The sequence below is a fragment of the Raoultibacter timonensis genome (assembly GCF_900240215.1).
GTDB classification, from domain to species: domain Bacteria; phylum Actinomycetota; class Coriobacteriia; order Coriobacteriales; family Eggerthellaceae; genus Raoultibacter; species Raoultibacter timonensis.
The window spans coordinates 1,392,804-1,418,723 of the sequence record NZ_LT964679.1; the positions used below are offsets into that span (position 1 = coordinate 1,392,804).

General features: G+C 59.3%; 18 protein-coding genes and 1 tRNA gene. 7 read left to right on the plus strand and 12 right to left on the minus strand.

The annotated features are described in order from the left end of the window. Positions 1-131: 131 nt before the first annotated feature. The 4 genes from C1722_RS06190 to C1722_RS06205 all read right to left on the minus strand — a co-directional run bounded on the left by C1722_RS06190 (position 132) and on the right by C1722_RS06205 (position 4,593). Complete coding sequence (locus tag C1722_RS06190; RefSeq protein WP_146040614.1) at positions 132-1,625, minus strand: DUF2142 domain-containing protein; 1,494 nt, start codon at positions 1,623-1,625, stop codon at positions 132-134. 120 nt (positions 1,626-1,745) lie between these two features. Next, entirely contained in the window at positions 1,746-2,885 is a 1,140-nt protein-coding gene (locus C1722_RS06195) for an HAD-IIIA family hydrolase (protein ID WP_102378472.1), read from the minus strand. 5 nt (positions 2,886-2,890) lie between these two features. Further along, positions 2,891-3,547, minus strand: a complete 657-nt coding sequence (locus C1722_RS06200) for a D-sedoheptulose-7-phosphate isomerase (RefSeq protein WP_102378473.1) — start codon at positions 3,545-3,547, stop codon at positions 2,891-2,893. An 8-nt stretch (positions 3,548-3,555) separates the two neighbouring features. After that, a complete protein-coding gene (locus C1722_RS06205) occupies positions 3,556-4,593 on the minus strand; it encodes a GHMP family kinase ATP-binding protein (RefSeq protein WP_219724281.1) in 1,038 nt (345 codons plus the stop codon). 163 nt (positions 4,594-4,756) lie between these two features. On the opposite strand from C1722_RS06205, the gene C1722_RS06210 reads away from it, so the two are divergent. After that, a complete protein-coding gene (locus C1722_RS06210; RefSeq protein ID WP_102378474.1) occupies positions 4,757-5,596 on the plus strand; it encodes a glycosyltransferase in 840 nt (279 codons plus the stop codon). A 50-nt stretch (positions 5,597-5,646) separates the two neighbouring features. Then, the gene (locus C1722_RS06215) at positions 5,647-6,615 is read left to right on the plus strand and encodes a GDP-mannose 4,6-dehydratase (protein ID WP_102378475.1); all 969 of its coding nucleotides are present in this window, start codon (positions 5,647-5,649) and stop codon (positions 6,613-6,615) included. A 102-nt stretch (positions 6,616-6,717) separates the two neighbouring features. Here the strand turns inward: C1722_RS06215 and C1722_RS06220 are convergent, their stop codons facing one another. From C1722_RS06220 to C1722_RS06245, 6 genes are all read right to left on the minus strand, one after another. Then, positions 6,718-8,880 carry a cell wall-binding repeat-containing protein gene (locus C1722_RS06220; protein ID WP_180995060.1) on the minus strand — a complete coding sequence of 721 codons (2,163 nt, stop codon included), beginning with the start codon at positions 8,878-8,880 and terminating at the stop codon, positions 6,718-6,720. Positions 8,881-8,908: 28 nt separating this feature from the next. Next, a complete protein-coding gene (locus C1722_RS06225) occupies positions 8,909-10,642 on the minus strand; it encodes a cell wall-binding repeat-containing protein (protein WP_180995061.1) in 1,734 nt (577 codons plus the stop codon). Between the two features lie 197 nt (positions 10,643-10,839). Next, a complete protein-coding gene (locus C1722_RS06230) occupies positions 10,840-12,927 on the minus strand; it encodes a DUF6541 family protein (protein WP_102378478.1) in 2,088 nt (695 codons plus the stop codon). A 193-nt stretch (positions 12,928-13,120) separates the two neighbouring features. Further along, positions 13,121-15,475, minus strand: coding sequence for a S8 family serine peptidase (locus tag C1722_RS06235; protein WP_180995062.1), 2,355 nt, complete (start codon positions 15,473-15,475; stop codon positions 13,121-13,123). 132 nt (positions 15,476-15,607) lie between these two features. Beyond that, entirely contained in the window at positions 15,608-16,015 is a 408-nt protein-coding gene (locus tag C1722_RS06240) for a GtrA family protein (RefSeq protein ID WP_102378480.1), read from the minus strand. Continuing rightward, positions 16,012-18,645, minus strand: a complete 2,634-nt coding sequence (locus C1722_RS06245) for a hybrid sensor histidine kinase/response regulator (protein ID WP_102378481.1) — start codon at positions 18,643-18,645, stop codon at positions 16,012-16,014. Before C1722_RS06245 ends, C1722_RS06240 begins: the two co-directional genes overlap by 4 nt. Positions 18,646-18,863: 218 nt before the next feature. On the opposite strand from C1722_RS06245, the gene C1722_RS06250 reads away from it, so the two are divergent. The 4 genes from C1722_RS06250 to C1722_RS06265 all read left to right on the plus strand — a co-directional run bounded on the left by C1722_RS06250 (position 18,864) and on the right by C1722_RS06265 (position 21,757). Next, positions 18,864-19,853, plus strand: coding sequence for a glycosyltransferase family 2 protein (locus C1722_RS06250; protein WP_102379559.1), 990 nt, complete (start codon positions 18,864-18,866; stop codon positions 19,851-19,853). 214 nt (positions 19,854-20,067) lie between these two features. Continuing rightward, positions 20,068-20,988: an EamA family transporter gene (locus C1722_RS06255; RefSeq protein WP_244902466.1), complete on the plus strand. Its 921-nt coding sequence runs from the start codon at positions 20,068-20,070 to the stop codon at positions 20,986-20,988. A 149-nt stretch (positions 20,989-21,137) separates the two neighbouring features. Next, positions 21,138-21,509, plus strand: coding sequence for a hypothetical protein (locus C1722_RS06260; RefSeq protein WP_102378483.1), 372 nt, complete (start codon positions 21,138-21,140; stop codon positions 21,507-21,509). 173 nt (positions 21,510-21,682) lie between these two features. Beyond that, a tRNA-Glu gene (locus tag C1722_RS06265) sits at positions 21,683-21,757 on the plus strand. Positions 21,758-21,840: 83 nt separating this feature from the next. Here C1722_RS06265 and C1722_RS06270 read toward each other — a convergent pair. Together C1722_RS06270 and C1722_RS06275 are read right to left on the minus strand one after the other, a co-directional pair. Then, complete coding sequence (locus tag C1722_RS06270) at positions 21,841-22,272, minus strand: hypothetical protein (protein ID WP_102378484.1); 432 nt, start codon at positions 22,270-22,272, stop codon at positions 21,841-21,843. A 220-nt stretch (positions 22,273-22,492) separates the two neighbouring features. Then, a complete protein-coding gene (locus tag C1722_RS06275; RefSeq protein WP_244412230.1) occupies positions 22,493-23,950 on the minus strand; it encodes a helix-turn-helix transcriptional regulator in 1,458 nt (485 codons plus the stop codon). A gap of 288 nt (positions 23,951-24,238) precedes the next feature. Between C1722_RS06275 and C1722_RS06280 the strand changes: the two genes are divergently transcribed. Further along, complete coding sequence (locus C1722_RS06280; RefSeq protein WP_102378486.1) at positions 24,239-25,891, plus strand: FAD-dependent oxidoreductase; 1,653 nt, start codon at positions 24,239-24,241, stop codon at positions 25,889-25,891. Positions 25,892-25,920 lie beyond the last annotated feature (29 nt).

Sequence of the window (25,920 nt, forward strand, 5' to 3'; positions counted from 1 at the left end):
ATTAATCATAGCATGCAAGCCTGCGACCCGAGAAGGTCTCCACGACTCCCACGCAAAGCGGCCGCCAACGCCCAAATACGCCCGTGCATCGTGTTGCATGCGGGCATCGGCGCACTTCGGAGCCGATCCGCTTACATAAAGAAGCGGATCACATACGCAAGCGAAAACACGTTCACAAGGACCATCGCAATGCCGAAAAAGAGGTTCGGAAGCCTCGCTGCCGGCGTTTTCTCCCTCAATACGAGCGCGCACAGCACAAGGAAAACCGGGGGAATAAAGTAGCGACCCTGCATCCAGGTAACGGCTGTAGGTCCCGCAAGCGCCTCCCACAACGCCAAGAACAACAAAAGCGATTCGATTGCGCCGAGAGCGATCAGGACAACCCGCTCCCATGGCCTGAAGAGATCCTTCCGCTCGCCGAAGCTCGCAAGGAACGCCACGAGCAGCACCGCGAGATACACGACCCAGGCGAAAGGAACCCTCACGGTCACCGTGGCATCGGCGCCGTTCATATAGGGCCATCCAAGGTTCCCGCCCGCAAACTGCCAGAGAATCGTCCCGCCTTCCTGCGCAATCGTCGCGCCGAGCGAACCGAAGAAAGCATCGAAGCTAAACGACGAAAGCACGCGCTCGAGCATCGCCGAATACCCGATCATGTAAACGAACACCGCAGCAAGCACCATGAACAACGCCGCTGCGAAAGGGAGCACCCATCTGATTTTTCGGCTTTCAATCCTCGGATACAGAATGACGGCTGCACATATCAGAGGAAGGTAGGCATATTTGCACAGCGCGACCAGCAACGCCAATCCGAGAAGAACGACCCACTCCCGCTTCGGAAGCGGATCGCACTGGCCGAAGCGCATGGCAAGCACCTGCACGATGAAACAGAGCGCCGCGATGTTGCAGAGCGCATCGGCCGAACACGACGCCTCCTGCTGAAGCAACATCGGATTCAAGAGAAAAACGAATGCAAGTTTTTTACCGAAGGGCATCTTGCAAAGCATCCAGTAGCCCGCGAACAGGTACAGCATCGCGTTGATCAAACGGGCGGCGAATATGAGAACGTATGCGTTGATGCCCAGCGGAACGCCAATAAGCGTCGCGAGCGAAGGAAGCAGATAGTTAATGCTCGAATACGCGGCAGCGCAGTTTTCCGTCTCGCGTGTAAGCGAGTAGTCGAACGGTATGTCGAAACACGCCTGAAGCCCCGAGTACGGCCCGATCCACGCCTCTGCATCCCTTAGCTGCTCCGGAACCGTGAGGGGGCACACCCCCGAGCGATTGTCGAACACCCTGTTGATGTGAGTAAACTCGTCTGGTACGGCAAACGGCATCATGAACAGGGCAAAACCTATTAAGAGCGGAGGAGCCACAAGCAGAAAAATCGTCTCGATTTTTCGCACCGAACGGCTCCAGAGCCCAACCAACGCGGCGAGGGCAGCAAGGCACCCCATCGCCGCCCATCCCGTTTGCCATGTAAGCCATCCCGACTCGTAATGAGCGCAGACGCTTGCAAGCATCCCGGATTCGCCCGCAAAAAGGGCGCCAAGGTACACGGCGAACAATGCATAGAAAGAGCGGTTCTCTTTCCACGCAGAAGCTAGTTGAGTGGTTGATGACATCGATTTTCCCCATATACTGCGAAACGAAACGAGCTGCCGCGCATGGCGGTGCGAAACCGCATGATAGCACACGAACGGCTGAGGGAATATTTCATGATGAATTCCATAAGACCATCGTGCCTACGCGCCGACGAGCACACCCCTCACACCGCAAGCCGCTGCGGCCTGAAGATCGGTTTCCTTATCGCCGTACAGAACGCAGCATTCGGGATCGGCCTCGAAGTCGAACAAGGCCTTCTCGACCATGCCGCCCGCCGGCTTCCTGCAGGAGCACGGGCCGGTAACGGCGGGATGATGCGGGCAAAAATAGAACGCATCCACGCCGGCACCGAGCGCATCGAGCTTTTCGTTGAGTATGCGGTGCAGTCTATGCATGTCCTCTTCGGCATAAAGGCCCTTGGCGATGCCCGCTTGATTGGTGACCACGACGATACGGTACCCTTTGCGTCGGTAGGAGCGCATAAGGCCGACCGTCGAGGGGATGAGTGCAAGCTTTTCCGGCTCGTACAAATGTCCCGTATCGACGTTGATCGTTCCATCACGATCGAAAAACGCTATGCGGGTGCCACGGGGAACCAGATCGAAAAATACCGTCTGCGCGCGCTCGTAGTCTTCGGGTATCCCGATATCGAGAAAGAGCCCGCCGCTCTCGCAAGCGACAAACGCACCGTCCGAAACGAACCGCTCGAAATAGTCGTGCTCAATCGAGAAGGCGGGCGGCATCGCGGCAAGCGCGCTTCTCTTCAGGGCGTAAACCCCACCGTTGACAAGGCCTTCTTCACAATACGACTTCTCCGCGAACGAGCTGATGATCCCGCCCTCGACCGTAAGAGACCCATAGCGGTCAAAGCGCTTCAACCGTCTAACGGCAAGCGCGGCGACAGCCTGCGGGCGAGCGCAAAGGGCTTCGTACAGAGCCCGATACCCAACGCGGAACAGCGAATCTCCGTTCAGTACGATAACGACATCTTCGGAGCACATCCCGAGCGCCTGCTTGATTGCTCCCCCGGTTCCAAGCGGAGCATCTTCAACCGAATAGATAAGGCGCATACCCTTATACGTCGAACCGAAATACTCGCTGATCCGGTTATGGAGATACCCTACGGCCAATACAACCGATTCGCATCCCTGGGAGAACAACTCATCGAGCACGAAGCGCAGAAACGGCCTTCCGCATACCGGAGCCATAGGTTTGGGCACGTCGGAGACAACATCGGCGAGTCTCGTACCGAATCCCCCCGCGAGGACGACAGCTTCCATGAGCGCTACTCCTCGAAGAACTCTGCTTCGAGGGCCAAACAAAGCGCATGGTAGAAAGGCAGGTGGAGCTCCTGAACCTTAAAGGCTTCGCGTTCGGGAACGAGCACGCAGGCGTCGGCTGCAGCGGAAAGCCTGCCACCGTCCCCTCCCGACAAGGCCACCACGCCGACCCCCCGGGCCTTCGCTACGGCGCACGCCGCAAGTACGTTTTCAGAGTTACCCGACGTACTGATAGCCAGAAGCGCATCGCCTGCTGCGCCCAGCACATACACCTGCTGAGCGAACGAGTATTGCGGAACGCGATCGTTGGAGAAAGCCGTAAGCAATGCGGAGCTCTCCGTCAGCGTTACGGCCGGAAGACCCCCTTGCAGCGAATCGGCAAGCCTTTGACCGTCGATCCCGAGGGGAGCAGCCGCCCTCGCAATCGCAAGCGCCTCGTCGGACGGTACGGCCCGCTCTAAACAGAAGCCCTTCATGAGCTCGCCGACGATATGGGAGCAATCGGCAGCCGAGCCGCCGTTGCCGCAAAGCATAAGCTTACCGCCGCAGCGAAACGTTCTGACGAGCATCTCGAACGACTCGACTATGCCCGCCTCGCACACACGCAAACGCGGATGGCGCTCGTAGAGTTCGGCGAAGATCGCCGCCGACCGTTCGTTCATATCGCTCCTTAGTAGAGGGTCCACGCCTGAGCGCCCCGCTCGTAAAACGAGACGCTTTCGGCACGACCCCGCCCATCGTAGCCGTTCAAAGCCTCCATAAGCCCGTACCTTTTCGCGGGATCGCAGAATATCATCATGAATCCGCCGCCCCCGGCTCCCGAAATCTTGGCCGCCTTGCCGCCATGCATCATAACGAGATCGTACAACTGCTCGATATGTGAGCTTGATACGTAATGGGACGTCTTCTTCTTCGCCTGCCATCCCCTGTTCACGCATTCAGCCAAACCGTCGAAGTCGGCACGGAGCAAGCACGATTTCATCTCGTAGGCCGCATCTTTCAGTTCCGCCATGCCTTCGATCGTATGGCGATCCTCTCGCTCGGACAGCGCTATCTGCTCATCGATGATCTTCGCGCTTTCCCTCGATACGCCGGTATAGTACAGTACGATAGAGCTTTCGAGCTCGTTGAGCACCCAATTCTTCACACGCAACGGGTTCACCATGACGGTACCGTCGGAGTGGAACTCGACGTAATTGAAACCGCCGAACGTTGCGGCGTACTGATCCTGCATACCGCCCGAGAGGGCCAGATCGTTCCGCTCGACATCGTAGGCGAGCTGCGCCATCTCGTAATCGTCGATGGGTAAGTTCAGCAACTCGGCATACGCCTTGATCATGGCTACGACCATGGTCGAAGACGAACCGAGACCCGAACCGGCTGGAGCGTCGCAATACGTCGTCATCGTAAGCGGCAAAGGCTCGCCCGCTCGGTATTCGGATACGATGCGGTTGTATACGCCCTTATGGAGCCTGAGGCCGGAATCGGAATCGATCCTCGGCACCGCTTTGCACTCGAATCGCTCATGCATGTCGACGGCGTCGAATACGACCGTATCATCGCTGCGCGGTTCAACGATGCAGTGCGCATACTTTCGGATCGTAGCGTTGAGCACCGCCCCGCCGCACGTTCTGAAATAGCTCTCGATATCGGTTCCTCCCCCAGCAAGCCCAAGGCGCAAGGGTGCTTTGGAGCGGATTTTTATCATCTCTCATCCATTCTGCTTGTCCAACCGGATCGCGGCGTTGCGCTTCCCTACGGAAACCATGCAGAAACGATACCGCATAGGGAAAACGGAAGAGCTGCTATTTTTGTCAATGTATAATATCATCAGAATCCAATGCAGCCCAATCGGCACCGAAAGGAGCACCATGCTGTTCGACCGACTCCGATCGAATTCGAAACGACCCGAAAACGGACCCCGCGTCATCGTAACCCTCACCTCCTACCCGCCGCGCATGCAGCATGTCGGCAGGAGCCTCGAAACCATTTTCAACCAAACGCGTATACCCGATGCCGTGTACCTTTGGCTCATAGCAAGCGACTTCCCCGAGGGGCTCGCCTCGCTGCCCGAAGACGTACTCGCATTGCGCAAGAAGGGTCTCGAAGTGCGCTTCGCCGACATCGACCTCAAAGTGCACAACAAGTACTTCTGGACGCTTCGCGAGCACAACGACGACATCATCATCACGGTCGACGACGATGTGCTATACCGCCCCACCGTGCTCGAAACGCTGCTCGACTCCTACCGATCGAATCCCCAAGCGGTATCCGCCATGCGAGCCCACCGTATAACGTTCGACGAAACGGGCGCCATCAGGCCCTACACTGATTGGGTGTTCGAGTATACCGAGCAACTGGGGCAGCCCCGGATGGACCTTCTAGCGACCGGCGTCTGCGGTGTCCTCTATCCCCCTCACAGCCTCGACAGCAATCTCATGACCGTTGACGAGATCCAAAAAACCTGCATCGAAGCGGACGATATCTGGCTCAAGGTGATCGAATTGACGAAAGGCATCCCCGTAGTCGTCTGCGACGATGAGAAGCCGAGCCATATCTTGGTGGACGGATCCCAGGCAGTCGCCCGATGGCCCCACATGAACGAAGGCGGGGGCAACGACGTTCAGATCAAAAACGCACTCGCCGCCCATAACGAATACTGCGGCGAAAACGACACGCTCATCGACCGCATCAGACAGGGTGCCCGATAGCTTTAAGGGAATACAGCAGGACGGCCGCAAACAGGAAAGAGGGAGACGGCATGACGGTTTTGGTAACGGGTGCGGGCGGAATGATCGGCTCGCACATGATGGAAATGCTTCAAGAGCGAGGCATTAGCGCGCTCGGCACCTACTACAAACCGACGATCGATTTGAACGAGCTCGATGAGAGCATCAGGCTCGCCGAATGCGATGTGCGCTATCCGCAAAGCGTCGAGAGGATCATCGCCGAAGAACGGCCCGATGCGATCTTCCATCTTGCAGCCCAAAGCTACCCCACGGTTTCCTGGGATCGCCCGTACGAAACCATGGATACCAATGCGGGCGGCACCATCGCCGTCTGCGAAGCGGTAAAGAAGATCCGCGAGGCCGATGAAGCCTACGATCCCGTCGTCATCATCGCGTGCTCGAGCGCAGAATACGGTAAAACGCTCGAAGACCTCGACGGTGCCGCAGTGACCGAGGATGCGCCCCTTTTGCCGCTCCATCCCTACGGAGTCAGCAAAGTCGCACAGGACTTGCTCGGTTACCAGTACTTTCGCAACGACGGCATCAGAACCATCAGAGCACGTATCTTCAATACGACGGGAACGCGCAAGGTCAACGACGTCACGTCCGACTTCACGCTGCGGGCTATCGAACAGGAACGGCTCGGTGCGGAAAATCCCGTGCTGCGCGTCGGCAACGTTAAAACGCATCGGGCGATCCTCGACTGCCGCGACCTCATCGAAGCGCTCTTCCTTCTCGCCGAGAAGGGAACGCCCGGCGAAGCGTACAACATCTCGGCCACGAAGGCCCACAGCATCGAGTACCTCATCGAATCCATCGAAGATCTTACGGGGATCGACTTCGAGCTCGAAGTCGATCCCGCCCTGCTGCGCCCCACCGACGAGCGCGTGATCCTCGGCGACGTAACCAAGCTCGTGCGCGATACCGGATGGAGCCCCGCAATAGCCTACAGAGACACCATCGCCGAAATGCTCGCATACTGGAGAGAAAAGCTCACGTAGACCGGCGCGCCATGTTGCCCAGAGAACCATCGTGGGCAGATCCCATAAAGAAGAAGGACCCCTGCGGGTCCTTCTTCTTTATATCGGATAGGTATCGGAGGTTTACTGGTATCGAGGAACCTCGTAGCGCAAGCCGCTGTCCTTGAGCGAGACGTTGCTGTAGCTGTAGAACTCGCTCATGATGCGGGCGATGCTCGACGGCCAGTAGATATCGGTTGCGTACTGGTGCCACACCTGCGAAGACGAAACGGCGCGCTTCACATCCCACTTCATCTTGTACAGCGTGTTCTGCGCTCCCGATACGCCCGCCGACGAGACCGTCGGGTTGACGTAGTTGTTCTTGATCCATTCGGCTGCCCCGAGTATGGCCTTTTCGGGAGTCGTCCACCCCTTGCTCTTCGCCAACGCGGCACCGCCGTTGTTCGGATCGATGTCGTAGGCGCCGATGCCGTAGAAGTTCAGATATCCGCTGTAGCCGCTCACCGTTCCTTGGGCGAGCTTCGAGCAGCCCCAGCCGCTCTCGAGTGCGGCATGGCACACCAAGTACACCTCGTTGATGTTGTACTTTTTCGCTGCAGCGATGAAGTACGCGCCCGTGTTTCGCAGCTTGCTCGTAACGCCATACGCTCTTTCGGAATAGCCGACCCGAGACGCGATGAACGCATCGAGCTGCGCTGCCGACATGCCGGAGTACCCGTCGGACAAAACAGCGAACTGCAAAAACGACGACGTGCCGTACATGCTCGTCGCAGGATCGAGGGCGCTGCGCACTTCCGACGTCGTCAGCGAACCGTTATAGGGTTTGGTCGCACTATACTCGAGGCTCGTAAGCCGATCGAGCCCGATCGCGTAATCGGTGTAGGAGATGCTTACGTCATCAAGGCTCGATATGATCTGATTGCGCACCTCCGTCGATACCGAGGGGGTGCCGCCGAAGAACTTAAGGCTGGTCACCGACCCTTTGCTCGGCAAGAGCGCGTTGAGGCAGGGGTTGTACGAGGCCGAATCGACCAGCAGAAGCACCGAGCCATCCTTGCCCTGCAACGCGCCGCCGCCGAGGGCATCGTTGGGCGACGTGCCCGTAGCGAAAGCCGCGCCGTTCCACGTGCACCCGGCGTTGGAAACCGCCCACGTTGCGATCTTCGAACTCGTATCGTAGCGATCGGCACCCTCAAGACGGGTTGTCGAGGCGGCGCCCCCAACCGCCGAAGCGGAAACGCCCTTGAGATACGCTGCGGTGGCGGTAGAGACGCGGTTCGTGCCGCCGAGCAGGATGGGTGCGTTCGCAAACAGGTTCGACTTCGTTTTGGCAGCGTTGCCGAGCGCCCTTTCCTGCGCCTCGGTGAATCCGCCGGCTTCGGTTGTCAAGAAAATCGGAATCTTCTGCTTGTAGGCAGCGGGCGCGAACGAGAGCGCATCGGTGAAGTAGTACCCGGATGTGGCGGCCACGTACCGGCTGCCGTCCCAGAGGTTGTTGTCGATGCCGTACTGGTAGATCGCGAGCTGGGTGCCGAATCGATCGGCTCCCTCGAGGCGCTCCACGGCGAGGCCCTTGCCTTCGAGCTGCTTCTTGACGTTGGCGCTCACGGTCGGCTCGCCGCCCACGATGATAACTTTAGATGCCCCGATCTGCGCGATCGCGTCGGAGGTCGACGAGGCGAGGGAGTCCGCCGGGGTGAGGAGCACCGGGCATTCGAGGGCGCCCGCGAGGCTCGAAGCGGCGAGCGCGTCGGGCCATCCGTTGCTCCCCGCAACGATGACGTACTCCGATTTGCTGGCCGACCAGCCATAGACGGCCTGCTTGGCCGCCGTGTCGTAGCGGTCGGAACCCGAGAACAGCGCAACCGAAGTATCGCCGGCCGCCAGCACCTCTACGCCATCGGAGGAATCCAGCGAGAGCGCAGAAACCGATCCGCCGTCGAGCGCAGCAAGCGCCTCCTCGATCTCCTCGCTTGTAATGGCGCTCGCATAATCGCCCGTCTGCTCGAAATTCGAGTCTGCGATTTCACTCGATTCGGTTTCCTCGGACAGCCCTTCTGGAGCATCGTCGGATGATGCCGCCTTATCATCCTGCACCGAATCCTGAGCCGAATCGTCGGTCGGGGCGCCGGCGTTCTCGCCTGTCGCCTCGTTGGCCGGAAGTCCTTGCGAGTCAACCGGCTCGCCATCATCTGCATAGGCGTACGGAACCATGCCGAACGCCAGCGTAAGGGAAAGCAGGCACGCGAGGACCTTTTTCGGTCGGCTCGTTTCTGTCAAAACCATATCGTTCACCTTTCTTCGTTCGGTCGGACTAGCTTGCAATGCCATCGGCTATGCCCTTGGCAACCTGATCGATCCTGTTCTTGTACGTATTCACATCGCTCTGCTTGTCGATGAAGCATATTTCGAGCAGGACAGCGGGCATGCCGCTGCATACCGCAAGCTCCATCTTCTTCTGCCCGCGATCCGCAAGCCCCATGGCGCTCACGAGCGGCTTGTGCACCTTCGACTGCAAACTTGCCGACATCCAGCTCGCATTGTACGTGTGAATATACGATTCGGTTCCCGATCCGCCGCCTGCATTGAAGTGTATCGATACAACGAGGTCGCAACCGAGCGCCTTGGCTTCGGCCTGCCTGAGCTTGTACCAGCCGCCTTTATCGTTGACGTACACGTCTATGCCTTTGCCCCTCAACTCTGCACCGACTTTCTGCGAGAGTTCCTTCGTGAGAGCCCATTCGGTGGTGCCCGATCCCGTGGCGCCGGTGTCAAGCGCGCCATCGTTGCTGGAGTTCGGCCCGTGGCCCGCATCGATGTACACCTTCAATCCGACGATATCGGAGTACGAGAATCCGAATTTATCGGCAATGTCCATGCGCACCGTCATCGGCACAGAGGGTTTGCCGCCGAAGAACTTAACCGTCGAAACCTGACCCTTATCCACTGCCGCGATCACGGGATTGTTCGGAATGTCGGCAACGAGCAGGAGCACCGATTTATCTTTGCCCTGCAACGCGCCGCCGCCGAGTGCGTCGTTGGGCGACGTGCCCGTAGCGAAAGCCGCATCGTCCCATTTGAGGCATTTGGCATCGTTCACCGCCCACGATGCAATAGCAGCGCTTGTCGAATAGCGATCGGAGCCGGCCAAACGCTTGGTGGAGCCAGCGCCGCCCGCACCCGATGAAAGGCCCTTGAGATACCCGTCGGTCTCGACCGAAACACGGTTTGTGCCACCGAGCAGGATCGTCTGGTTGGCATACAGGCTCGACGAGTTCTTTGCGGCATCGGAAAGCGCGCGTTCCTGTTCTGCGGAAAGGTTGCCCGCCTCATCGGTGAGGAACACCGGGATTTTAAGCTGGTAGGCTACTGGCGCGAACGAGAGCGCATCGGTGAAGTAGTACCCGGACGTGGCGGCCACGTACCGGCTGCCGTCCCAGAGGTTGTTGTCGATGCCGTACTGGTAGATCGCGAGCTGGGTGCCGATACGCGTGGCTCCCTCGAGGCGCTCCACGGCGAGGCCCTTGCCTTCGAGCTGCGTCTTGATGTTGGCGCTCACGGTCGGCTCGCCGCCCACGATGATCGCCTTGGTAGCCCCGATCTGCGCGATCGCGTCGGAGGTCGACGAGGCGAGGGAGTCCGCCGGGGTGAGGAGCACCGGGCATTCGAGGGCGCCCGCGAGGCTCGAAGCGGCGAGCGCGTCGGGCCATCCGTTGCTCCCCGCAACGATGACGTACTCCGATTTGCTGGCCGACCAGCCGTAGACGGCCTGCTTGGCCGCCGTGTCGTAGCGGTCGGAACCCGAAAATGCCTTCATCGCATCGCTTGACAAGGGGGTGTATTCCGCTTCGGAAAACAACTCGACCGCCTGCTCGTCGACGGTGTTGACTTCACCGCTTGCAATTGCAGCTGCAATCTCCTCCTCGGAAAGATCCGACTGGTCCTCCTCGACAGTCGCCCACGCCGGCATCGCCCCCACGACGAGGGACAAGGCGACAACAAGGGAAAACGCTGCCGCCGAGAAGCTCGTTCTACGTTTCTGGTTCATGTTAGCCTCGTTTAATTCTCTCGGTGCACTATATAACTGCGGCATTATAACACGCCTCTGATCAAGCCTTTTCTTTGATAAGCACGCGTACATGTTTACCTCTGATTTTTTCCATATCGCAGCATGTGCGAAACGAAAACGGGACAGACCGATTTGGTTCGCAAAGCAAACCCCGGCAAACACCGCATTAAGAACCGCTACGATGCCTCGGGAAGCACGATCCGGTACAACCGCATGTCCCCCCGGCTCAAGACCACCTCGAAGCCAGCCGTATCGTCGTCGACGCGATCTATACCGAACCAATCCTCCTCTTCATACGAAAAAAGAAAATGGTTACCGTCCGTCCGGCCATCGAGATCGAGCTTCACGAGATACTCGGCTCCGATCGCTTCAACCGCTTCCGCAACCGAAGGATCGAACGCTATCACATCAAGGCTTCGCCTTACGGTTTTGCTCACGTCGCTCTCGTCCGACCCCCCGTAGCTCGATACGTATCGATAGTAGACGTTCAAATCGTCGATGCCGTAGGCGAACGTCGTTCCATCGTTCGGCTCGTTGAGGACGACCGCATCTGCGGGCACGATGCTTTTCACTTCCTCGATGAACTCCATCTCCTCCGGCCCGTACATCTTGACGCCTCCCAGGCCATAGGCCATATGCAAGAAGTTCTTCTCCGCGCCGAAGGCCGATGTTGCCGAACCGTCTTCGTCGGGGGGATAAAACGGGTAGAAGTTCACCGCCGCGAAGCCTATCGCCACAACGCACGCAACGACATACGCTGCCGGACGATGGCGCTCCATCCGGCCGAACGCCGCTTTGAGCAGCCGCCTCAAAGCCGCATACACCTCGTAGAGACCCAAAGCCGCAAGGGGGACGGCAACGATCGCCATGTTGGCAGCCAAGCGAAGGGCGTCGGTGTACCAAAACCCCGTCAAAAGCTGCTTGAGAGGTCCGTCGAACGACGCTGTCGTAACGTACAGAACGCACAAAACCACATACGAGCAGGCTATCCAGCGGCACTCCTTGCGCGCCAGAGCGCCGATGAACCCGATCAGCACAACCACCCCGAGAGCCGTTTGCGGCAAGGTCTCTTTCGATCCCACGAACAAGACGTTGGCAATTGCCTGGGAGAAATCGGCGAATGCCGGCCACGAATACGACGTAACGCCGCCCATGAACGGAGCCCGGTATAGCACGACCCATGCTGCAGCAACCGCCGCAACGAACAACCCGCACGCAACCGCCACCCGCACGGCACGGGAGACGCCCTTCGGAAACGACGTTGCACCGGCAAACCGCGCAACGAGTTGGATGCACAGCGGCAAAAGAACCGCACCCGCCGTAAAGGCGGCGTTCGGCTGCGTAAAGGCAAACGCTACAAGCGCCGCAAAGAAAAGAGCACCGGCAAAAAACCGTTTCCGCCGATCGAGTTCAGCATCGCTCGCAGAGATAAAGAGAGAGAGGGCTGCAGGCAGCAGAGAAAAAGCGGCCAGATTCGGGTAGAGGGGCCCCCAAGCAAGGAGCTTCCATGGAAACGTCGCAAACGCCAGCGCAACGAATGCTCCGAAAAACACAGCGGCGCGGTTTTCGGGGAAGAGCTTGCTGAGCAAAAGGAACATCCCCGTTGGAAACACTACGGCAACGAACAGAAAGTTCGCCGCATTCGCCCCAACGGCGATGGGGACCCCAAGCGCATTCACCATGAGAGCTGCAACGCAGTGCCAAGCTGACGGGTAGAACGCACCGCTCGAAAACGGTGCCGGAAAATCCGTGATGTTGACCGGATACAGCGTGCTCGACAGAGACGACCAGATGCCGGAATCGACAAACGCCCGTATCGAATTGAGATGGTGGACGTTGTCGAACTCCTGGACATACGAACCGGCGTTCTCGAACGTCCCCATGAAGACGCAACTCGTAACGACGACTCCGACGAGCGCATAAAGGCCGAAGCATAGCCAATCGCGAAGAGGCTCCTGCACTCCGGCGTTCTTGCGACCGCATCCAGACCCGCTATCGGCGGCGCATCTTCTCGCCGCCAATCGAAAAGCCAAATGCAGCAGCAAGCCAACGGCAAGCGTCGGACCGACCAGCGCAGCCCACGAACAGGAGACGTTGATCTTCTCGTAAAGAATCGGAAGCAGGCTGTAGGCGACGATCGTCACGATCGGGGCGCACGCCAAACATGCGATGCGCGATATGCCAAAGGCGCGAAGCACAGCGAACCCAGGAATATAAATAAATAAAAACCCCACGAAAACCGCGAGAAAAAACAAATCCCACATACAACCCCTCACATCGCAGCAAAGCCCGCTGCGCTACCCGCAATGATCCCAGAAGGGAGTTTCGGCCGAAAAAAGCCGAGCCCAACTCGCACCGCTTCACCACCGTCGCTACAATCCGAAAACGAACCGCAGCTACGAAGTATACCTATCGGGTTCGCGTTTTCCTAGCGAAACGCGCCGAAGCGGGCCGATATCATGCGCGAAGGATGGAAAGCACCGCCGCGCGCACCGAAGCAGAAAGCGTATTCTCGGATCCGAGCCAATAAACCGAACGAACCTGTCCTGACAAGGCAGCGGGCCCAACCGCCGCATATCCCCCGCCGTCCACCAGAAGCACTGGCGTACGCAACTTGGCGCACAAGGGTCCGCCCGCAAGGGCGTCGGGAAAATCAAGCGCCGTCGCAAAAACGGCCGATTCGTAGGTAAACCCTTTCCCCGACCGGGTAACCACCCAATCGGCAATAACGGCCGATGTTCCGTACCGGCTGTCTTCCTGCCCGTTCCCAATGCCCCCCGCTAAACGCATCGAGGGGATCGAAGCCCCGCTCAGAGCAGCGTCTACTTTGTTCGAGACCGAGCCGTATCCCCCCAGAATCAATACCTGCCGATAGCGCGCCAATTCGGCGAGCGTTGCCGAATCGGGAGTAGCCGATGGCGAGATCAGAAACAGCGGCGAACCCGTCGAAGCGGTGAAAGACGACATCGACAAGGCATCGGGGAAATCGTCGCCACGCGCGATGACGGCAATATCGCTCTGAGCGCCGGCGCGGGCGGCAGCTTCCCGCAAAAGCCGCGCCGTGTCGTAGCGGTCGATCCCCTGGATACGGCTGGAGCTGGAAACGAGCGAAGCAACCGAGCGCTCTACCGACGAAGACAACGAGTTCGTTCCGCCGACGAGAATAACCTCCGTGATCGAAGGCGTGTTCTTAAGATAGTCGGCCACCGCAGGCGATAGGCTTTTCGGCCAGCAGGAAACAACAGGATAGCCCTTCGCACCTGCCAGCGTCGACGCGGCCAGCGCATCGGGGAAATCGTCCGCCCGCACGAGAACGATGCCGCATGGACCGCTCGGGTAAGCCGCCTTCGCGACGGCGATGCTCGTAGCAACCCGATCGGCGCCGGAGAGCTCCATCGATGTTATGTCGGATTGCTCAGGCGGTGCCGTCGTCAGCGCCTCGACAACCGCTGCGTAAGCATCGATCTTGCCCCAGCCGAAATAATCGTCTCTGCCAAGGTCGCCGGCATCGACTGCGGTACGGTAAAGAACCTGCCTGAGCTGGTCTACGGTAAGGTTCGGATTCGCCGAAAGAACGAGGGCGCAAACCCCCGATACGATAGGCGCCGCCATCGAAGACCCCGATTTCATCCCGTATGCGTCGACACCCGTATTGAGCGTACTGCAGATGCTCGTTCCCGGAGCAGCGATATCCTTCCCCGCCCCGTGATCCGAACGGCTATCGATATCGCCGGTCGACTTGTACCAGGTAACCGACAAAACGTCGGCGTAATCGGCGGGATACGAGGCGTCCGCTACGCCTTTGTTCCCGCCCGCACCGACGATCACGATGTTTTTCTCCGCAGCCGCAACAACGCTCCTTTCAAGCGCAGGATCGTGCACGTAGGTGCCCATGGAGATGTTGACGACGCGAACGTCGCCGAGCCGCATGATATAGTCGAGCGCCTCGACGAAATCGGCCGTAGTGCTCTTGCCCGCATACGATCCACTCGTATGGACAACATTGATCGGTACGATCTCGGCGTTAAACGACGCTCCCGCCGTACCGATCGCATTATCGGCATCGGCAGCTATGAGGCCAGCCACATGGGTGCCGTGACCGTACGCATCCCACGCCGCAGCGCAGCCTTTCATATCGGTCACCGTGTTGTACGCGTTGCCGAGATCGATGTTGTTCTTGAGATCGAGATGGTCGGTTCTCACGCCGCTGTCGATAGTGGCAACCCGAACTGTTCTTCCGACCTTAGCGAGATCCCACGCCTTGAAAGCTCCCACGTCGTCAAGATGCCACCAATCGGCTCGGCTGCCGGACAGAACCGGATCGTTGGGTATGTAATCTGCGGTGTACAGGTAGTTCGGTTGCGCGTATACGATTCCATCGGACTCCATAAGCTCATCGATCTTGCTGGCGACCGATGCACCATCCGCAATCTCGACCGCAATGGGCTTCTGCTGGCGAAGAGAGGATGTCTCTATCGTCTCGGTCGGCACAACGCCTGCCGAAGCAAGCGCCTCCTCGATAGCATCAGCGGATTCATCGGGTGAAACCGCTACGATCACTTCGTCTTCGACGTAAAGGGTCCCGCCTCCCGATTCATCCACTTCGGGCACATCACCATCCGACAAAAGCTCGGCAAACGGAACCATCGTCGATTCGTCAACGGATTCGGCACCGACCTCCGGATCGGATACGGATTGTGCGATCGGGTTCTGCTCGAACGCATCCTGATCCGCCCATGCGGCCGTAGGGGTCGCACCGAGCACAAGCGCACATGAAACGATTAGCGAGAAAAGTATGCGAAAACGGGCCATGGTCCTCTTTTCGGCGGGCGGGAACAGCGAGCAGTCCGCTCCGATAATGCAAACCGCAACCGCCATTGTGCCACATACAATTTACGTCATTACCTGTCTTTGGCGAAAAATCGCCGAAAAGCACGAGGCTGCCTACGATTCGCGCTCGGATTGCGTACCCGCATCGAGAAATATCTTGCGCGTCACGAAGTTCCACACCATCACGATGGCGGTTACGACGATCTTCGATATGCGGTAATCGACGCCGAGCATATCGACGCCGAGCCATAGGCATGCGTTGTTGATAAGAAGCCCGATAACCGAAAGGACGACGAAGATGGCGAACTCGCGCCGACGGCTCATGCCCTCCCTGTGCGCGAATACGTAGCGCATGGAAGCCAGGTAGTTAAACACCACCGATACCGTAAACGAAACGGTAGCGCTGACAAGGTAATCGATGCCAAATACTTCGGTTAAGAAAATGAGCAGACCGTAGTCGATGGCGAACGCGATGACTCCGACAACGCCGAACTTCATGATCTGCGCGATTAATCGTTTCATGTCGTTGAGTTTTCCGAACTTCCTTCTCCGGTGAAAAACTCATTCATTTTGTCATAAACGTTCTGGATATCAAGGGGTTTGCTGATATGGGTATCCATTCCACACGCCAAACTCTCGCGAACGTCCTCGGCGAACGCGTTCGCCGTCATCGCGAAGATCGGCACGCTTTTCGCATCCGAGCGCTCCATCGCCCTGATCGCCTTCGTTGCCTCGTAGCCGTCCATCACCGGCATCTGCACGTCCATGAGCACGAGGTCGAAATGGTGCGGATCCGACGAAGCGAACGCATCGACCGCCTCCCGCCCGTTCGTCGCCGTTTCCACCGCGGCTCCCGTCATAGACATGAGCTCGGCTGCGATTTCCAAGTTGAGCTCGTTGTCCTCGACTACGAGAATCGTCTTGCCGGCAAAATCATGCACCCGGGTTTCGGCGGGCGCCGAACCGGTTCGCCCGTTGGCGAAAGAGCGCTCCGCGACGCGATCGTCGCGCACATGCCCGAGCGCCGCAATGATCGACGATTCGAACAGCGGCTTGCCGATAACCTCGGTTGCGCCCACGCGTTTCGCCTCGTTTTCGACCGCACCCACATCGTAGGCGGTGATGAGCACGACCGAGGCTTTCCGCCTGCCTTCTATCGCACGGATCCTGCGTGCAGTCTCCACCCCGTCGATACCGGGCATCTTCCAGTCGATGAAGCACAGACCGTACGGAGCCCCATCGGCCTGAGCGCGCTCGGCCATGCCGACGGCATTGCTTCCATTCGTCGCCCAATCGGCATCGATACCGAGCTTTGCGAGCATCAGGGTGACGTGCTCGCACGTCGCCGGCTCGTCATCGACCACAAGCACGCGTACGTCTCCGAAGCTCTCGATCATCTCATCGGGAGCTTCGGACAAGTCGTAGGGAAGCTCGACCGCAAACGAAGAGCCGACCCCCTGCTCGCTGGTCACGCGAATGCTTCCGCCCATGGTTTCGGCAAGCCGCTTCGTGATGGCGAGCCCGAGCCCCGTGCCGCCGTACTTGCGGGACACGTCGGCGTTCTCCTGCTCGAACGACCTGAACACCTTGTCGATGTTTTCGGGTGCGATCCCGCATCCGGTATCGACCACCTCGAAACGCAACCAATTGCGGCCATCGCCCTTATCCGCTTTCGAGAGCCGAAGCTGCACGCTTCCGCCCTTTGGCGTGAACTTGAGCGCGTTGGAGAGCAGGTTGTACACGATCTGGTTGATGCGCAGCGAGTCGGCGACGATGTCCTCGTCGACTTCGCCGAGGAGAATCGTCTCGTAACCGACGCCCTTCTCGCTTGCCTGAACGTGGAACACCGCAGTGATCGACTCGATGAGCCTTCGGAAATCAAACCGCTCGCGCTTAATCTCGAGCTTGCCGCTTTCGATTTTCGACATATCGAGGATATCGTTGATGAGGGACAGCAGATGGCTCGACGACATGGTTATCTTCTGCAGGCATTCCTCCATCTTCGCCTCGTCGTCGAGGTGGTGCGCAGCGATGTCGGTCATGCCGATGATGCCGTTCAACGGCGTTCGGATCTCATGCGACATCCGGGAGAGGAAATCGCTTTTCGCCATGTTCGCATGCTGGGCCGCAAGCGACGCCCGTTCGGCGCGCTCCTTCTCCTCGCGCAGACGCTTTTCGTTCTCGCGGATGAGGAAGTACGAAAACACCGCCGAAAGCGCGAGAACCGCAAAAACGGCGAAAGCCACAAGCGCGATGTTTCGCGTGAGCGTCGAGCCGAACGCGCTCACCTGTTCGTCGATAACGTTGTAGGGAACCGCTGTGTACAAATACCAATCGGTGTTGGGAATGGGCGCGAGATACAAATACTCGTGCATGCCGTCGAACACGAGCTGCGTTACAAACACGGTTTCGCTGTCGAGCGCGGCGCGGATATCGTCAAGCGTATGCCCCCCGCCCAACACCGCATGTTCGCTGAACAGATCGAAGACGTTGTCGTCTTCGGGCGCTTGGTACTTTGCCGGCGAATAGAGGATATAGGTGCCATCGCGGGAGATGATGCTCGAGTGAGAGTTGCCAACATGGCGGCTCATGACAAGCTCGCTGCCGAGTACCGACGTTTCAAACGATGCGATCGCTCCGATGAATTCCGTATCGCCGTAGGGCACCGCATCGATCGAATCCACGCACACGATGTCGGACACGTCGAACGGAACCTCGGAAGACGAGATCATGGAAGGACCCTTGTCGAGCAATGCGAGCACCGCAGAGGCATCGTAGTCCCCCTCGAGATACCCGTTGGCCGAAAAGCAACGACCCTGTTCGTCGACCAAATAGAAGGTTTCGAAGCCGCTCTCCCGCTTCTGCTCGGCAATGTAGTCCTTCAGCCCGTCCTCATCGACATCCATGTAGCGAAGGGCGGTGGCGATCGCATCCATCTGATCTATCTTGCTGTCTTTGCCCGCATCAAGATATGCGATCGTTTGAGAGCTCAACTCTTCAAGGTACATGGTGTTGATCTTCTCGATCGTGACCTCAGCCTCGTCGTTGGAGGTTGCCGAAGTGAACGCAAGGATAAGAGCGAGCGCCATGACGATGAGGACGACGATGCCCGCAAGGCGCCGCTTGTCTTTATGCTTGTCGTTTTCTTCCATACCGATACACCCCGATCGCCGTCGGAGCCGACTGCGCGACTCCGGAAGTCGAGCTATTGTAACATGTAACCTTTTAATGGGAGATAGCGCTTCGCCGTAGAAACTATGGCAAAACACCCGCTGAGAACACGCATGGACGACGGTTTGTGTACAATGGGCTCACGAAACCAACATCGGATCGATCCGCCGCCCAGGCGAAGGAAGAGGAACCGGACACCGTGAGAGAACACGCTGCCGGCGACGGCGCGACCGTCGCCGTCCTGATACCGTGCTACAACGAGGCAGTAACCATCGCCAAGGTCGTCGACGACTTCAGACGAGAACTGCCCGAGGCGACCGTCTACGTGTACGACAACAACTCCGCCGACGGCACGGCCGACGTCGCGCGGGCGCACGGGGCCGTGGTGCGGACCGAGCCGCGACAGGGTAAGGGCAACGTCGTGCGTCAGATGCTGCGCGACGTTGACGCAGATTACTACGTCATGGTCGACGGGGACGACACCTACCCCGCCGAAGCCGTGCGCGAGCTCCTTGCGCCGCTCTTCGACGACCGAGCCGACATGACTGTCGGCGACCGGCTCTCCAACGGCACGTACGGCGAGGAGAACGACCGCGCGTTCCACGGGTTCGGCAACGACCTCGTACGTACGCTCATCAAGTGGATCTACGGCTTCGAGTTCTCCGACGTGATGACCGGTTACCGCGCGTTCAACCGCGTGTTCGCCAAGACCATGCCGGTGCTCTCCCCCGGCTTCGAGATCGAGACCGAGCTCTCCATCCACGCCGTCGACAAACGCTGGCGCGTCGTCGAGGTGCCCATCGCCTACCGCGACCGGCCCGAGGGGTCCGAAAGCAAACTCGACACCTTCTCAGACGGTACGAAGGTGCTTCTCACCATCGCATCGCTGTTCAAGGACTACCGCCCGCTCGCGCTGTTCTCGTGGGTGGCGCTCGCGCTGTGTGCCCTCGGCCTCGCTGCCGGCGTCCCCGTCATCGTCGAGTTCGCGCAGACCGGCCTCGTGCCCAAGCTCCCCTCGGCGCTCTTGGCCGTGGCCTTCGTGTTCGCGGGCCTCCTGAGCTTCTCGTGCGGGCTCATCCTCGACACGGTGGTCAAGGGCAACCGCAAGGAGTACGAGCTCGAGGTGACGAGAGTCTACGAGGAGATGCGGAGAAACGCGCACCAGGCTAACGCGCATCAAAAGCAATAGGATGGCGGCAAGCGGGGTTTACGTGTCCCGACGACCGTTTCCCTATGAATCGCTTGCCGCCATCTTATTGGAGATAGTATCAAATACGCAGGTCAAAAGACAGATCTATCTTCCTTGCCCCTTTTCGGGGAAAATGGGTTGTTGGGCGTTTTTCCTTTTTCTGTTCCGCAAGAATTCTTCGTAAAAACCCCGAACCTGCAGTAGAATATCCGTCATGCGCTCAAATCCCTTGAAATACGCCCTCATCGTCTTTTTAGCCGGAGCAAGCTACGGCGTTATGGCCACCACGGTGAAATTCGCCTATCGCGAAGGATTCGCCTGGACCCAAACGGCCGCGAGCCAAGCGTGCTTCGGCGTGTTCATTTTCGCCGTCGTGTTCATCGTTCGTGCGCTCATGGGAGCCAAGGGCGTCGCGCTTGGGCCCCGACGGGTTCTGCGGCTCCTCGGGCTCGGCATGACCACCTGTACGACCTGCCTTCTCTACAACTTCTCGCTTACCATGCTCCCCGTTTCGGTTGCGATAACGCTCCTGTTCCAGTTCACTTGGATCGGCACGGTCATCCAAATCGTAACAACGCGACGTGCACCGAGGCCCGCCGAGCTGGCCGCCGTCGCCATCATCCTGCTCGGAACGTTCCTCGCAAGCGGCGTCTTCGAAGCGAATCTGAACCCCGACCTCAATCCCCTCGGCATCCTCTGCGGCCTGCTTTCGGCGATCAGCTGCGCTGCCTTCGTATATCTCTCGGGCAGAATCGAAACCGAGATGCCGTCCATTCAACGCGGACTCATCGTATGCTGCGGTGCCGCGATCCTCGCGCTCATCGCGTGCCCCGACTACTTCGTTTCCGGCGCGCTTCAGGCGGGAATCTGGAAATACGGTCTCATCCTCGGCTTCTTCGGCCTGTTCGCACCGGTTATTCTGTTCGGCATAGGGACACCCCATCTTCCGGCCGGCATATCGACGATTATGGCTTCGTCGGAGCTGCCCGCAGCGATCCTCATATCGGTGTTCGTCTTGCAGGAGCCCATCAGCGCGCTGCAGGGCGTCGGCGTCGTTGTCATCATTGCAGGCGTCGTCGTTTCGCAGCTTCCGAACCTCGTGAAAAGCGCCCGCGAGCGCAGTGCGGCCGGATAGCCGCGTGCTCGCAAGGAAACGCATGCTAACGGCTCGGTAAATTAGCACGGTACTTCGCATCGCACTGTGGCACAATGAACGCAGCGACTACGAAAGCGCACACCCGCAGCGGGTGAAACGGAACAGGAAAAAGGAGTACGCGTACGTCCATGGCCCAGATCCATTTGAACATTCAACAGGAAATGGAGCTTATCAGGCTCATCGAATTCGAACGCGCCAAAAGCGCAACCGCCGAAGGCCAGGGCCGCCGCTGCGCCTTTCCTTTCCGCCCCGACAACCAACTGCAAGCGGAACTCGTCTCGCTCGGCGCGCTCGCCGTTATCCCCCGAACAGCGCCCGACGGGTCGGACAATCCCGTTGTAACCATCACGTCGGCAGGCTATACGTTCTTCACGGAGAAGGCGCGCAGGGAACGCGAAGTGCGCAGACAGCAGCGCCGCGACTACCTGCTCGTACTCATATCGGGCGCTTTCGCGATGCTTTGCACCGTCATCGGCTTCCTTATCGGGCGCATGGTGTAATCCGCCGCCGAAATCCCGTCGGGGCCAAGGCAGGGTTTTCGACGTGCTGCAAGGCGCCTCCGCGCGCGCAACAATTCGTTTTTCGATTCGCTGATTTTTCTCTTGCATTCCCGATAGGCCTTTGCAATAATGTTCAAGCTGCTTTTTTGGAAACAGGATTGCAGGCTATGCAGGTCCCCATAGTCTAGAGGTCAGGACGCGGCCCTTTCAAGGCTGAGACACGGGTTCGATTCCCGTTGGGGGCACCATAACACATCGAAGGCGCGGATTTTATCCGTGCCTTTTCATTTGCCTATAGCCCCGAATCGACGATTCGCCCTTATCCCGAACGCTACGACTTGGTCGTAAAGGAATTCTTGCACTTGGGGCACGTCACCTTGAGCGTACCCTTCCCCTTCGGAACCCGCAGGCTCTGCCCGCACTGCTTGCACGTGTAGATGCGATGCGTCTTGTGGTAAGTCTTCCACTCCTTGAAGTGGGAGTATGTGCGGCGAAACGGTGCCGTCACCTTGGTGCGAACGCTCACGTACGCGCGGTTCTCCTTGGAACGGTTTCCCGTTTTCCGAGAAAAGACACGAAAATAGCAGTACACGATGCCGGCGAAAGCGATGAAGATCAGTACCTGGCTCACGATGGCATCGCCCACGAACACGCTTGCGAGCATGAAGACGAATGCGGCGAACAGCGCAAAACGAGAGAGGTCGTCGGGACCGTTGCGTCCGATCATGAACTGCTGGAATTTTTGGCCGAGTTTCTGAAACATGTCGCCTTCCAATGCGCAATGTGCTGCGGTCGGGCGTCTGCCCGCCAGCATCCGCCCGACCCGCCTGCACCTGTGTACGGTACCGACGCTCGCGCGCCGCACGCGTTAGCCCGAGTATGTGCGGTGCGCTCAATTCGTCGCGCTGTGAAGTTTAGCGCATCGACGGGCGCGAACGGTGCAATTTCGCGCCCGTCACCTTTTCGTAAGAATGGGTACTCCGTCAGGAGTACAGACCGAGCAATTCTATGAGTTCGTCGCGCGAATGGACATCGAGTTTGCGGTAGATGTGCCGTATATGCGTCTTCGCCGTACCGTTGGCGATGAAGAGTTCCTTCTCGATGGCGCCGACCGTTTTACGCTGCGCCAAAAGCAGCAGCACTTCCTCCTCACGCTGCGAGAGCCCGAACTGCTTGGCTAGTTCGTGGCTGCGGTTCGCAAGCTCCTGCTTCTTCACGATAACGCTATCGCCTTCCGCGTTCGATCCGCCGAGAAACGTGACGCCCCACCTGCTCGAAAGCTCCTTCTCGGAAAAGAGGATCATCGTCATGGCCACGACGAGTATGATGACGATCGCGTTGAGCACGAACTCCGAGGGCACACCTGCGAACTCGAACCCCGAAAGCGCCGTCTCGGTTTCACGCCCGAGCAAGCTGAACAGCGCCCGCACGCCGCGCTCGATGCCGAACAGCCATATCGCCGAAATACCGTAACGATAGCTCATATTCGCAAGAATCAGCATGATGAGGATGGAGAATGCCGTATACGACGCCGTCACGCAAAAGTCGGCGGCGACGTTGTTCAGGAAGCCGAGGCTCGGCAAAACGAGGAACGCAGCCACCATGAGCGGAAGCGCTATCCGGTAGATCGCCCCGAAATCGAACCGTCCGCCACGGGCGACGATGCCCGCGAATATGGCCAGCGCCACCGCAAGCGTCCCGAACGCCGAATGGGGGCCGAAGGAGCCCGCGTACATCGACGATTCCTTGAGTCCGTAGGCGAACGCGTAGATGGCCATGAGCATGACGGGCTTCCAGGGAAACGAGAACTTGCCGCCGAGGGTGCGGGGCAGCTCGCTTTCGGGCAGCGATCGAAAGCCGAGCGCCAGGCAAAGAAGCGTCACGGGCGGCATCGAAAGGGCTGCAGCAAAGAGCCACGGATACAGAAACCCCCGACATATATAGAGGATGACCGCAGCGACGATGATCGATGCCGAGTAGTACAGGGCGACGCGCACCGGATTCAGGCAGCTGTAGAGCTCCGACCAGAACAGGATGACGAGCGCGATGCCGAACCCGCCGAGAACCGCCGCCGGCGTTGCGATGGCGGCGGCCAGTTCAGGTGCGTACATCGACGCGAACACCCCCGCCGTCGAGACGACGAGCGCAGTGCCTGCAACCCAGTGCAGGGATTTCTTGCGGTAGAACACCCCGAGCTTCTTCGAAGCGAGCGCACTGGCGAACAGCGTCACGATCATGGCTATGTCGAACACGTTGTGGCCCGCGTACTGCGCGGTCGGGAACCCGACGAACGACCCCACGAACACGATCTCGATCCATGCGCGGTACACGCCGAGCCCGAGGAAGAACAAGGGGATATGGGGCACTCGATCGAGCAGAGCCGGCCTGGCGCTACCCGGCTCGTCTCCCGCCTCGTCCCGCTTGTCGATTGTCTGATCCACCACGACTCCATCCCATCGATCCGTATAACGGCCGTCCGATCCGCCTGCCATTGTATAGGAAAGAGCATCCCAGACCAACCGCAAAGAGCGAATCCGCCCGCAGAGAATAGGAATAACGCCTGATCACAATAGGGTGATACGAGGGGATTATCGAAATCATCCCCCGTTTCGGCCCGTGGACGAATGACGGCTTCCGCCGCAGCGCGTACAGTGCAGTTCAAGGCACGTTCGATTCGCCGAAACCGTTAGACGCACAACCGATGTGCACCGCGATCCGAGGAGGAGTTCATGGGAGGATTCAACAAAACAGGAGTAACGAGGCGCGACCTGTTCAAGTTCGGAGGCATCGCAGCCGCAGGCGTCATGGGCGCAAGCGCGCTTTCCGCCTGCAGCCCGAACGAGAGCACCGCCACGGCCGGCACCGCAGCCGCAGCAAACGAAGGCACGACGACCGCGGCAGGCCACACGAGGACCGGTCTTCCGAGCTTTCTGCAAGCGCCCGAGCCCATCACCGACATCGCCGAGACCAAAGAGTTCGACGTCGTGGTGGTAGGCGCTGGAGCAGCCGGCGTGCCGGCCGCCCTCTCGGCAGCCGAAGCGGGTGCCAAAGTCGCGCTCATCCAAAAGGAAGCGACCGCCATATCGCAGGGCAACACCGGCTCGGGCATCGATCTGACCAAGAGCGATCCGGCCGATGTACAGAACCTCGTATCGGTGCTCATCGAAGAGGGCCAGCACCGCACCAAGCGCGAGCTTCTGGAACTGTGGGCGCAGCACGGCGGCGAGGCGGTCAAGTGGGTCATCGAGCGCTCGGCTGAGAGCGGCGGGCCCATCATCGACCAGGGCAGCCAGCAGCAGGCGGCAACCATCGCCAAAAACGGCTGGACCATGGAATTCGTCACCTCCTTCGCAGGGCCCAAGCCCCTCACCGCCGGCGACGCCATGCGCGCACTTGCCGAAACCGCCGAAAAGGAGGGCGTAGAGATCTTCTATTCGACCCCGGCCGAGCAGCTCGTCAAGGATGGCGACGCGGTCACGGGCGTTATCGCGAAGGGTTCGAACGGCTACATCCAGTTCAACGCGAGCAAGGGCGTCATCATCGCCACGGGCGATTACCAAAACGACGAGGAGATGAGCTCGTACTACCTGCCCGACCTCGCGAACTTCACGCGCAAGCAGATGAACAAGACCGGCGACGGCCACAAGATGGTCATCTGGGCAGGCGGCGCCATGGAACCCATCAACCACACCAAAATGCTCCACGATTTCGATGCGGGCCCGGCATCCATGTGCGACATGCCCTTCCTCGCCGTGAAGAACAACGGCGCCCGCTTCGTAAACGAGGTCGTCGAGATGTCGCTTCTCAACAACTACCTGCGCAGCGCCGAGGACCAGGGCTGGTACTCGCAGGTATTCGACGCCAACTACATGGAGCAGGCAGCCGACTGGCCGGGCAAGCTCTACTCCCCTGAAGAGCTCGCTCTCTACATGCCCGAAGAGGACGCGGACCGCGACGGCGTGTTCAAGGACCTCATCCGCACGTTCAAAGCCGACACGCTCGAGGAGCTCGCCGAAAAGCTCGAGATCACCGATACCGCGGCGTTCGTCGCCACCGTCGAGCGCTACAACGAGCTCGTCGCCTCAGGCGCCGACGAGGACTTCGGCAAGCCGTCGCAGTACCTGAAACCCATCGACACGCCCCCGTACTACGGCATCCACCGCTGGCTGCGCGTTTCGGCCCTCTGCTCGGGCGTGCAGGTCGACGAGAACCACCAGTGCCTGAACACCGAGGGTTCGCCGATCACGGGGCTCTACGCCATCGGGAACTGCTCGGGCGAGTTCTACGGCGGCGTCGACTACCCGATGACCATTCCCGGCCTCTCGCTCGGACGCTGCTATACCGAGGGCTACCTCGTCGGCAGGACGGTCGGCGCGCTCTAAGCCTATCCGATACCACCACCCCGTCGGGC